Source organism: Massilia aurea (genome assembly GCF_014200505.1).
In the GTDB taxonomy this organism is placed as follows: domain Bacteria; phylum Pseudomonadota; class Gammaproteobacteria; order Burkholderiales; family Burkholderiaceae_D; genus Telluria; species Telluria aurea_B.
In genome coordinates, this window is the sequence record NZ_JACHBX010000001.1 from 514,588 (window position 1) to 526,218 (window position 11,631).

Annotated in this window: 9 protein-coding genes; 1 reads left to right on the top strand and 8 read right to left on the bottom strand. The window is 62.2% G+C overall.

Annotation, left to right across the window (positions count from 1 at the left end; translation table 11 throughout):
• Positions 1 to 97: 97 nt before the first annotated feature.
• The 3 genes from HD842_RS02205 to HD842_RS02215 form a co-directional block, all read right to left on the bottom strand.
• The gene (locus tag HD842_RS02205) at positions 98 to 1,375 is read right to left on the bottom strand and encodes a hybrid sensor histidine kinase/response regulator (RefSeq protein ID WP_229424558.1); all 1,278 of its coding nucleotides are present in this window, start codon (positions 1,373 to 1,375) and stop codon (positions 98 to 100) included.
• Positions 1,376 to 1,589: 214 nt separating this feature from the next.
• Positions 1,590 to 2,180 carry a class I SAM-dependent methyltransferase gene (locus tag HD842_RS02210; protein ID WP_370660776.1) on the bottom strand — a complete coding sequence of 197 codons (591 nt, stop codon included), beginning with the start codon at positions 2,178 to 2,180 and terminating at the stop codon, positions 1,590 to 1,592.
• Between the two features lie 289 nt (positions 2,181 to 2,469).
• Positions 2,470 to 2,892 carry a hypothetical protein gene (locus tag HD842_RS02215; RefSeq protein WP_183550371.1) on the bottom strand — a complete coding sequence of 141 codons (423 nt, stop codon included), beginning with the start codon at positions 2,890 to 2,892 and terminating at the stop codon, positions 2,470 to 2,472.
• Positions 2,893 to 3,306: 414 nt separating this feature from the next.
• Between HD842_RS02215 and HD842_RS02220 the strand changes: the two genes are divergently transcribed.
• Positions 3,307 to 4,275: an IS1595 family transposase gene (locus HD842_RS02220; RefSeq protein ID WP_183550373.1), complete on the top strand. Its 969-nt coding sequence runs from the start codon at positions 3,307 to 3,309 to the stop codon at positions 4,273 to 4,275.
• A gap of 113 nt (positions 4,276 to 4,388) precedes the next feature.
• Here the strand turns inward: HD842_RS02220 and HD842_RS02225 are convergent, their stop codons facing one another.
• From HD842_RS02225 to HD842_RS02245, 5 genes are all read right to left on the bottom strand, one after another.
• On the bottom strand, positions 4,389 to 5,429 hold the full coding sequence (locus HD842_RS02225) for a porin (RefSeq protein ID WP_183550376.1): 1,041 nt from the start codon (positions 5,427 to 5,429) through the stop codon (positions 4,389 to 4,391).
• Between the two features lie 151 nt (positions 5,430 to 5,580).
• Entirely contained in the window at positions 5,581 to 6,687 is a 1,107-nt protein-coding gene (locus HD842_RS02230) for a PAS domain-containing sensor histidine kinase (RefSeq protein WP_183550379.1), read from the bottom strand.
• Between the two features lie 118 nt (positions 6,688 to 6,805).
• Positions 6,806 to 7,567, bottom strand: coding sequence for a LytR/AlgR family response regulator transcription factor (locus tag HD842_RS02235; protein WP_183550382.1), 762 nt, complete (start codon positions 7,565 to 7,567; stop codon positions 6,806 to 6,808).
• A 104-nt stretch (positions 7,568 to 7,671) separates the two neighbouring features.
• Positions 7,672 to 8,955, bottom strand: coding sequence for a sensor histidine kinase (locus tag HD842_RS02240; protein ID WP_183553516.1), 1,284 nt, complete (start codon positions 8,953 to 8,955; stop codon positions 7,672 to 7,674).
• 267 nt (positions 8,956 to 9,222) lie between these two features.
• Entirely contained in the window at positions 9,223 to 11,586 is a 2,364-nt protein-coding gene (locus HD842_RS02245; RefSeq protein ID WP_183550385.1) for a sensor domain-containing protein, read from the bottom strand.
• Between the last annotated feature and the right edge of the window lie 45 nt (positions 11,587 to 11,631).

The window sequence follows — 11,631 nt, forward strand, 5'->3', positions numbered from 1 at the left end:
GAAATAATTCGGCCTGATGGTGACGCAGCGAGAACGATTCTCCGATGCGTTGGGGGCAGGGCTTCAGGCGGGACGTTGATGAAACTACGCGAGACGATCACACGGAGGACTGCGGTGCATGCGCTGTCTTGAGAGGCACGGAAGCGACCAACTGTAACAGGTTATCGATATTCATCGGCTTCACCAGATGCTCGTCGAATCCGGCCGCCAGCGCGCGCGACCGGTCTTCGAGCTGGCCGTAACCCGATATGGCGACGCAGAAAGGCGCAGCCTGGGCCAGGGTGGCGCGCAAGCTGCGGACCAGATCGTAGCCAGTCATCCCTGGCAGGCCGATATCGCACAGGACCACATCGAATGCGCCGGTACATGCCAGTGCGAGTCCGGCAACGCCATCGAACGCCTTGATCACGGTGTGGTTCTCCGAACACAACACCATCCCCAGCATTGCGCTGGCATCCTGGTTGTCTTCGACCAGCAGAATGTGGTGGCGCAATGCGGGCAGCGGGGTGTCAGGCACCACGGCAAGGGGCGCATCGGTCACCTCGAGCAGCGGCAGCCTGACTGTGAAGATCGTGCCGTGGCCCAATCCGGGACTGGCTGCGCTGACGCTGCCGCCATGCATCTCGACGACATTGCGGACGATATTCAAGCCGATCCCCAGGCCACCCTGGGAGCGGGCCAGTGTCCTGGGACCCTGCGCGAACAGCGTAAAGACAGTGGGCAAGACGTCGGCAGCAATGCCGTCGCCGTCATCTTCGACCGTCACGACCACGTCGTTGCCGATCACACAGGCCCGCAGACAAATGCTGCCGCCAATCGGCGTGAATTTCGACGCGTTGACCAGCAAGTTCGAGAACACTTGCGCCAGCCTCACACCATCGCCGAACACCCGGATGGCGCGATCGGGCACCTCGATGATCAACTGCTGCCTGCGCTCATTGACACGCGCCTGCACGGTGTCCACCGCATTGGCCAGCTGCTCGGCAACCAGCAGCGCCTGCTTGTGCAGCTCGATCTTGCCGCTGCTGATGCGCGCCGCGTCGAGCAAGTCGTCCAGCAAGCGGGAGAGTTGTCCCACTTGGCGGTCAATGATGGTCTTGATGTGTATCAGCTCGGTCGATGGGGCGGGCATCCTGCCCAGCATCGCGCTGGCCATGCTGATCGGGGCGAGCGGATTGCGCAACTCATGGGCCAGCATTGCAAGAAATTCGTTCTGGCGCCGGTTTGCGGCTTCCGCTTGCGCGCGCAAGTCTTCAGCATCGAACGTTGCCAGCAGCAGATGCTGGTTGGCGCTGCACAGGATGGCATTTTGCTCGATCAGCGCATCGTGCACGCCGTCGGCGTCGTGCAGCGGCGCTGGCGTGGTCATCGGCATAGGTAGCTTATTGATTCCTGGTTATGTTGACCACCGGCTACTATTGGTCGCAATAAACGGCCATCATACAACCTAAAGGTACGTTGGCAACAGATATTGACTGAATGATGACTTTTGCCGTGATTTCAATGCAATCGATCGCGAGTTCGGGAAGCAGAAATCAATCCAGGGCTCCTCCGAGACAAATTGTCATGGAGGCGACTTGCCACCTTACTCAATCCGTGCGAGCAAACCGTCGTACTGCTTCGAAGTAGTGATTGTCACCCTCGTCCATGCACGTGCTGTTGAGTTGCATGCCGGCCTCGTCGAGCAATCGCTCGTATTGCGCTTTACCAAGCGACACAGAACGCTGTCCGGTCAGCATGTCCTCCCATTCGCACTTCTGATGTGGTGCAGTAAACAAGAAACGGCCACCTGGTCCGAGTGCTTCTGCTACTTTGTTGATCAGCTTTCGCTGGTCGTCTTCCGACAGCAGAAACATCAGTCCGATTGCCAGAAGGCCGTCGAAGGTTCGACCGAAAAAGGTACTGTCCTGCACGGTCTCACACGCTGCATGCGCATCGCCAAATCGCCGTGCAAACATGGACACCAGCGTCGGAGAGGCGTCGATGCCAAACACCGTCAAACCCTGTTCGACGAGTGTCGAGGAAACCGGGAAGCCTGATCCGCAGCCGACATCCAGGACCTCGCCGCCCGACGGCAAAGCACTTGCCCAGCGCCGGATGACATCGCGACCGGTGTCAGAACGCACCGCGGCAAACGCTGAAGCGATATGTTCCCAGCCATTGTCCTGATTGTTGATCACCGCGAATCTCCGGTCAGATGATGGGTTAGTTTTGACCGGTAGCGGCAGCCTGGCAGCGACCGACCCGGCGCATCAGTCGTAAAACGCCGCTAGGTCGCGGGGTATCTGGGCTGATTTGACGACGCTTGGGCGTTGTGTTTTCAAAATACGCGAAGATCGTTGCGCCTTGCTGGAGAAGCCGGTGGCGAATCAAGTCGGAATAACGCGGCAACCCGCTGTATTGAGAAGCCGCATTATGATTGATCGGCAGAGAGGCCTTGGCTGGGCAGTGGCCAGTCATGGTCCTTCACTAGCGCTGCGCAACAGCCGATGAGATCACTACCATATCAGCAAAGCGCGGGTCGGGCGCGTAAGTCATGAGCATGTCGTCGCCGAATTCGCCACGATTGAATTCCATGGTAACTCGGCCATCTCCCGACACGAATTTATACGGGGCGACAGCAAGAAGACGCATCGGTTGCTGTTTATCGATTTTAGTGTCGATCGTGCGGGTGCCTGGTCGTACTTTCAGGCGCCAGCCATTTGCCAGATCGTAGGTTCCGGCAATTTGCCGGGCTTGTTCTTCCTGAATCCGAACCGGCTTTGCTGCTGCGCTGACAACCACGGACGTGACTGGCGCCGTGTCACTTTGCGGATAAGGCCAGGACTGCGCGCCAGAAGTCGAAGCGAGAAGAAGCAGGGATGCGGGAAGCAAAACAGATGAAATGCGCATGATATTTCCTTATGAAATATAGGCATAGGCGCCTGTTCTGGCGTTTGCGCAAAAAGGGCGTGATGCCTTGTCGTCGGAAAAACATTGACCACGTCTGAGGCTGTCGTGAGTCAGAGTGGAGTTTAGGTCGGGTGGATTGAACGGCAAGCGTAAAACCATGATCCTGACTAAATTGACTATTGGCTCAAAAAGTCAGATGCAAACGGCATGACACGCGATTCGTCTGGTCGTTTTCAGATTCGTATCAAATCCAGAGAGCCGAGCAGTAATCTCGCGTAACGGCGAGGCAGACATCAGATCAGATGGCAACGACCGGACAATGAAAAAGGCGCAGTCAACGTTAAATAGAGACTAGTTTTGAACTGATGAGTAGTCCAATGGTCCAACCCCTGTCCCCAGCGTCAGGAGTCGACCATGAAAGCGCCACGTTTCAAGGGCTGGTTCGCAAAACTGCCTTCCCTGAACCAGCCGCAGCGCCGGCAAGTGCTGGATGCCCTGCATCCTGCAGCCGGGCTTGATCAGGTGGTTGCGCTCATCACTGAGGTCAGAACGCCAGGCCGTTGCTGCCCCAGGTGCAGCAACGAGCACTGCTACCGGCATGGTTTCGCCAACGACTTGCAGCGCTATCGTTGCTGTTCCTGTGGCCGCACCTTTAACGACCTCACCGGCACGCCGCTGGCGCGGCTCAGGCACAAAGCCAAATGGCTCTCGTATTCGCAGGTGCTGCTCGATTCACTCCCCGTGCGCAAGGCCGCAGATCGGGTCGGCGTACACCGCAACACCGCCTTTCGCTGGCGGCACCGCTTCCTGCATTGGGTCAAGCTCGACCGGCCCGCGCTCCTGAATGGCATCGTCGAGGCTGACGAAACATTTCTGCTCGAGTCACAAAAAGGTTCGCGCACGCTCAATCGCCCGCCGCGCCGGCGCGGCGGCCATGCTGCCAAACGGGGCATTTCCGGTGAACTCGATTGCATCCTGGTCGCGCGCGACCGCGAAGGGCGCACCATCGATGCCGTTACTGGGCGCGGTGCACTCAAGACTGCGCAACTCGAGCGTGACTTGCTACCCAGGCTCGACAGGCAGGCCTTGCTGGTCAGTGACGGCCATCCTGCTTACCGCGCCTTTGCACGCAAGCACAGGATCGCGCACCAGGCGGTCAATGTGAGCGCGGGTGTGCGTGCAAGACGTCTGGGCAGCCTTGCCATCCACGTGCAGAACGTGAACGCCTACCACCAGCGCTTCAAGGCCTGGCTACAGGGCTTTCGTGGTGTGGCGTCGCGCTACCTGCCCAATTACCTGGGCTGGCGTTGGGCGCTGGATGGAGAGAGGATCATTTTGCCAGAACAATTGCTTTGCATTGCTATCAGTGTCATCAACAGATAACGCTGACTGCGCCATGAAAAATGCCGGCAGCGCCGGCATTAAAAATTCCCACGGACGCAGGAACTGAGAGCGACCGTCACACGCCGCCGTTGGCGGCATGTGCGGCGCCATGCTTAGAACGCGTGACGGATACCGACGGTCAGCACCGATGGATCGGCGCTCAGGGCGCTGATGGCCGGGTTGGTCGAGACCGGGGTCACGTTGTTCGACGATGCATTAATGCCGAACGCAGCGCGGTTGTTGTTGCTCAGCTGGGCGTAGGTGCCGTAGAAGTTGGTGCGCTTCGACAGCGTGTAGGTGTACGACACGGCCACGGTGTTGCCCTTGGCGCCGTTGTTCAGCTTTTGCTGCTGGAAGTTCAGGAAGAACTTGTTCGCGCCCAGTGCGTACGATGCGCCGATGTTGGCGTTCTTGTACTCGACGCCATTGCTGGCGGTGGTGCCTTCCAGTTCGGCTTCCAGGTAGTTACCCTTGATTTCGAAGTCGCCGAATTTGTAGCCGGCGCCAAAGGCCATTTCCTTGTCGTCGCCCGAAGCAAGGCGCTCGATGGTGTGGTAACCGGCGCCCAGGTACAGGCCACCGATCTTGTATTCCAGCGCGATGCCCAGCAGGTCGCCCGATGGGTCGACGGTTTTTTCGGCGGTCGAGTAGGCGGCGTTGACGACGAAGCCCGACAGGTCGTTCGATTTGTAGTTGATCGAGTTCGACAGGCGACGGGTCAGGCGGTTGGTGCCGAAGGCCGACAGGTTGCTGCCGTACATGCCCTGACCGTTGATGTCCGATGCGGCGGCGACAGCAGCGATTGGCGAGTACTCGCGGCCCAGGGTCACGGTACCGAAGTTACCTTGCAGGCCGACCACGGCGCGGCGGCCGAAGGTCTGCGTGTCGGTGGCGCCGGTGTCCAGCGCGACGCCGGCTTCGATGTTGAACAGGGCTTTCAGGCCATTGCCGAGATCTTCGGTACCGCGGAAGCCCAGACGGCTGCTCGACTGGTTGCCCGAGCTGATGGTGGTACGACGGTCTTCACCCGGCACGTCGGTGTCCTCGAGAGCGACGGCCGCGTCCATCACGCCATAGATCTGGACGTTGGTTTGGGCGGATGCGAACAGTGGCAGGGATGACAGCACGGCGGCGGCCAGGAACTTATACTTCATGAAGATCTCCAGTGTGGTTTCGACAAGATGTTGAGTTTGTAATCAACTCAGATCGACAGCGATCTTATCGAGACTATGTGTCGAGTTCATGACAGCTTGGCACTGTTGTTTTTATGCAATAGGACGTTTGTCAATCCCGATTCCTGGGGCATCAGACGACATGGCCCGCAATCGGCAGCACGATATCGATGCGCGTGCCCGGCGGCTCGTCGGCGCCGATCGTGATGTCGCCCTGCATCGCCCAGACCCGCTCGCGCATGCCGATCAGCCCCAGCGATTCGGCCTTGCCCATGTCTTGTGCGCGGATGCCCCGGCCGTCGTCCTGGATCGTCAGCAGCAGGTCGCCATTGGTGCGGTACAGGTTCACGCACACGTGCTGCGCGCCCGCATGGCGCGCGATATTGGTCAGTGCTTCTTGCACGATGCGAAAGATGGCAGTGCTGGCCGAATCGTCCAGCCGCAATTCCGCCTCATCCGCAAGGACGGTGCAGGCGATGCCGTGGCGTTCGGTGAATTCGTCGCGCAAGCCCTGCAGTGCAAAATACAGCCCGCCTTCGTCGAGGGCGCGCGGGCGCAGGTTGGTGGCGATCCGGCGCAGCGACACGATGGCCGTCAGCAGATTGGTTTCCATGCCGCCGAGCAGGGGTGTGCTCGCTTCGGGCAAGCGCTCGACACGCGCCAGCAGCGTCAGGTCCATCCGCAGCGAGGCCAGCAATTGCCCCAGGTCGTCGTGCAGTTCGCGCGCGATATGCGTGCGCTCTTCTTCGCGGATGCTTTGCAGCGCCGACGACAATTGGCGCAACTGGTCGTGCGAGCGCGCCAGCGTCTGCTGGACCAGATGGCGCTCGGACACATCGCGCAGGATCACCGTGTAGATCGGCCGGCCTTCGTGCTCGACGCTCGAGATCGACCCTTCGATGGGAAAGCGTTCGCCGTCGCTGCGAATGCCCGTGACAGCGTAGTCGGTGGCGCGCCGGCCGGCCCGGCCAAGGCCAGCGGGGAAATAATCAGGCGGGGTGCGGGCGTCGGCGCCGGGTGCGACGATGAAGCGCGCCAGCGGACTGCCCTGGAGGCTGGCCACGCCCGTATCGAACATGCGCGCCGCTGCTGGATTGGCCAGCAAAATCGTGGTGTCGTGGCCGACCGACAGGATGGCGTCGCTGGCGCTGTGCAGGATGCGCCGGCTGTCGCAGGCGCGTGCGGCGCGCTGGTCGAGGCTGCGGTTGCGCCGCAGATGCATCGTGCGCTGGAGTTTCATGCGGGCAGGAAGCGAGAAGGCCACGGGCGAGGGCCGGACCTTCTACACTACGCGCACGCCCCGCCTGGGCCTTGAGAGGTCACAAGGCGCGCACTGGCACGCGCGCCCCGCAACGCTGTCACATCTGCTTGAACAGGTGCAAAAAACTGCGGCTGACTTCGAGCTTTTCGGGCCGACCCTTGACCATCACCAGATGGCGGCCACGGATATCGCGCGTCACGCCTTCGATGGCATTGACGTTGACCAGCGTCGCGCGGTGGATTTGCCAGAACAGCGACGGATCGAGCTCATCGGCCAGGTCACGCACCGGCTTGCGGATCAGCGCCTCGAAGCCGCTCGTCTGCACGCTGGTGTATTTTTCGTCCGAGCGAAAGAACAGGATATCTTCGACGGGAATCATGCGCAGGTCCTGGCCGATGCTGGCCTGGATCCATTGCAGATGCTTCGGCTTGGGCGAGGCGATCTTTTCGGCCAGCTGGCTCAGCATGGCGCTGACGCTGTCGTTCACATTGGCTGGCGGCCGCTCGAGACGCTCTTTCAGGCGGTCGACCGTCACCCGCAAGCGGTCCGGCTCGGTCGGCTTGAGCACGTAGTCGATGGCGCCGCGTTCGAACGCTTCCACCGCGTACTGGTCGTAGGCCGTGACGAACACGACCAGGCTCCTGTCGCCAATGTCGCGCGCCGCTTCCATGCCGGTCTTGCCTGGCATGCGGATGTCCAGAAACGTCAGGTCGGGCTTGAGTTCGCCCACCAGCTGGACTGCCTCGTCACCATTTTTCGCTTCGCCGACGATCTGCAGTTCGGGCCAGGCGTCCTGCAGGCGCATGCGCAGCTGGTCGCGCATCAGTCTTTCGTCATCGGCAATGATTGCGGTGGGCATGGTGGTCTCTTGAGCGTGTTGTTATGAAAATATGATTGAATGATTATTCAATGAAACTGATTTACAGGCAAGCGATCAATCGCCGCTGCCCGCCCGCCAGCTGATTACTTGGACAACTGGTACGGCACTTCGATCGTCGCGATCACGCCGGTCGGGCTGTTGGCGCCGATGTGCAGCCAGCCGGCCTCGCCATGCAGCAGCTTCAGGCGTTCGCGGATCGTCTGCAGGCCCAGCCCGGTGCCGTCGCTCGGCATCACGCCAAAGCCCACGCCGTCGTCGGCCACGGTCACGCGCAGGCGGCTGTCGACGACCTCGGCAACGATGTTCAGTGTGCCGCCTTCGGGTTTGCATTCCAGCCCGTGCTTGATGGCATTTTCGACCATCGACTGCAGCATCATCGGCGGGAAGGCCGCGCTGCGCAGGCCGTCCGGCACGCGCAGGTTGACGCTCAAGCGTTCTTCCATCCGCATCTTGAGAAGGTCCAGGTAGGCATTGACCATGTCGACTTCACGCCCAAGGCCCGTCACGACGGCGTTGTCGCGCATCTGAGGCAGCACCGCGCGCAGATACTGGATCAGGCTGCGCTGCATGGCCGACGCGCGTGGCGGGTCGACGCGGATCAGGTGCTCGACCGACGCCAGCGTGTTGAATAAAAAGTGCGGCTCGACCTGCGCCTGCATCATCTGCATTTTGGTTTCCATCAGCTGGCGCTGCATCGCTTCGCGCTCGGCGGCCGCGTTGGCCACCTGGGCTTCGGCATCGGCGCGCTTCTTGCCGCCGACCAGCGCCTTGGTCCCGAACAGCGCCAGCAGCAACAGCACGACAAAGTTCATGAACCAGGTGGAGGCCTGCTTGTGATAGCGCGACACTTTTTGCTCGGCGGCGTCTTCGACGGCGGCCTCGATGGCGTTCGACAATTCTTCGCCGATTTGCGGCGGCAGTTCGATGTGGACGGAGTCACTATTCGGCGAAATGTTCACGGCGCCAGCGGTCGAGGAGGGCGCCGTCGCCGTCACTGGCGGGCCCGGTGGTGCATCGGGCGTGTCAGGCACCGCGGGCACCTCGGGCGTTTCCGGTGTCGTCGCCGGTGCTGTGTCTGCCGCGCGGGGCCGGGTGCGGGGATTGAAGCGGATGCCGCTCTCGTCGATCAGGATGCTGGCGTCGCTGCGGCGGCCGGATTCGCGCTCGGCGCGGGCGATTTCTTCTTCGGCCGGGCCGTTGAACAGTTCCTCCTGCAGGATGCCGGCAGCGGTCAGCGTCAGGCCGGCAAAAAGAAGAAACTTCCACCATGACAGCTGGGTGACCCAGGTCGCCACGCCGTCGAAGGCGCGGTAGAGCCAGGACAGGGTGCCGGCCAGATGGTGCTGTGTCGTGCTGCGTGCTTGCATGGCGTCGTCGATCGTCGGAGGATGTTGCATCGGCCCAAAGCGGCGGCCGTTGGAATGATGCAACTTTAACGCGCCGGGCGCGTCAGGGCCAGTTTCCTGCGACAGCCTGCACAAATCGGGGAATGGACGGGGTGGGTGTTACGATTCGTTTAATTGGCCACACTGATTGCCGTAGGGTGGACGGCTATGCCGTCCACGCGTTCGACTCAAGTTGGATGTGTGGCGCAATCACGTTCGTTGAACGCGTGGACGGGGAACCCGTCCACCCTACAACGCATGTTGGCGGTCCTTGAGGAAAGCGCGCGCGGCGGCGGCCGACAATGGCGCGCTGAACCATTGCCCCTGCATCTGGTCGCAGCCGTGGCTGCGCAAAAAGTCGACCTGCGCCTCGGTTTCCACCGCCTCGCCCACCACGGTGATGTCGAGGTTGTGGCCGATATCGATCAGGGTCCGGGCGAGCGCGCCGTTGCGGCCGTGGTCGGCGATGTCGTGTACGGCCTTGCGTGACAGTTTCACCTGGCGCACCGATAACTGCTGCAGGAACGCGAGATCGGACATGCCTTGCCCGAACTGGTCGACCGACAGCATTGCGCCTGTCGCGCGCAGTTGCACCGAGAGGTCGCGCCCCAGGCCCGGGTTGCGGATCAGGTCAGCTTCGGGGATTTCGATTTCGAGGCTCCCGGGCGGTAACCCGGCCTCTTGCATGCGGCGGGCGATGCCGGCGATGAAATCGGGCCGGCTGTATTCGCGGTGCGTCACGTTCACGGCCACCGGCAAGCCGGCGTAACCGGCGCTGCGCAGGTCGCGTGCGAAGGCGCAGGCCTGGTCCAGCACCCAGCCGCCGATCTCGACGATTTGGCCGCTTTCTTCGGCTTCGGCCAGGAAGGACGCCGGCAGCATCACGCCATGCTCGGGATGGCGCCAGCGCAGCAGGGCCTCGAACCCCCGCACCTTGCCGCTGCGCGCTTCCATCCGGGGCTGGAACAGCAAAAATAACTGATCGTCGTCGAGCGCGCTGCGCATGCTGTTGGCCAGTGCGGCGCGCGCTTCGCTGACGTCGTGCATTTCGCGGGAATGAAAATGCACGCCGCCGCCATGGCGCTTGGCCCGGTGCATTGCCATGTCGGCAGCGCGGATCAGGTCGGCCGATGTCGCGCCATCGTGCGGGTAGGCCGCCACGCCCAGGCTCGCGCCCACGTCGATGTCGTTGCCGCCAAACGAGACCGGCATGATCAATGCGCGGCGCAAGCGTTCGACCATACGCAGCGTGAAGCGCAAGGTCGGCTGGTCGACCAGTACCAGGACGAATTCATCGCCCGCCATGCGCGCCACCGTGTCGCTGTCGCGCACGGCCGCCTGCAGGCGCCGCGCGACGACCTTCAGCACGGCGTCACCGGCATCGTGGCCAAACGTGTCGTTGATCGCCTTGAAACCGTCCAGGTCGATCAGCACCGTGGCCACCAGCGTCTGGTGACGCTGGGCCAGGTGCAGGGCATGGTCGAGCCGGTCCCGCAACAGCGTGCGGCTGGCAAGGCCCGTCAGGCTGTCATGGTTGACGTCGGTCTCGACATGTTCGGCGCGCTGCTTGCTGGCCGTGACGTCGTTGATGATGCCGATAAAATGCGTGACCTTGCCATTGTCGTCGTGCACGGGCGTGATGTGCAGGTCGTTCCAGAACAGTTCGCCATTCTTGCGCAGGTTACGCAGCACGACGTGCACCGAGCGATGCTCGCGCAGCGCCCGCCGCATGCGGCTGCGCTCGTCGGCGTCCAGGCCAGGCGCCGTCATGAAGCGCGAATCGCGCCCGATGACTTCTTCGGCGCTGTAGCCGGTGATGCGCTCGAACGCCGGGTTGACGTACTCGATCAGATGGTCGGGCCCCGTATCATGGGCGATGATCACGCCATTGCGCGCGGCATTGAGCGCGCGCCGGTACAGGGCGAGCTGGCGCTCGCGTGCGCGCTGGCGGGAAATGTCGATGCCCATGCCGAAGATGTACTGGCCGCCATTGCAATCGATGCGCGCGCCACGCAGCAGCATGGGCGTTTCGCGGCCACTGCGCGAAACGTAGTCGGTTTCCAGGGCGATCTCGGTGTTGTTGTCGAACATGGCCTCGACCTGCCTGAGCGCGCCGGGCCGATCGCGCGGGTCGAGCATGGCGATGCCGTTGGCGGCGGCGATCTCGTCCGGCATCATCTCGCATAGCCGCTCGAGATTATGGTTCCATAGCAGGACGCGGCCTTCGCGGTTCATGATGTAGAAGGTGCCCGGCAGCAGGTCGACGACGGCGGACAGTGGTGTCGCGCCAAGCCGCTCGCCTTCGGATAAGCCAATCACGGCTGGGGTAATCGTGATGCTGTAGCCGAGCGGGGCGCCGTCGCGGCCAGTCTGCAACATGAGGTGGAGGCTGGCAGGGCGGGGGCCGGCACTGGTCGCCAATGTGGTCTGGCTCTGGGCGGCGCCTTGCAACACTGTCCAGCTGGCGCCGTCAAGCAGGCTGGCGACCGACTGGCCGATGACATCGGCTGCAGCAGGGCCGAACAGCGCGGCGCACGCCGGGTTCCAACTGGTGATGGTGCCCGCTTGATCAGCCAGGAAACTGACCTGCTCGGCAGGGGCAAACGTTGACATGTCGGGCCGCCTCTCTCGCATCGCGTCGCGTTGGTTGCGCGCATG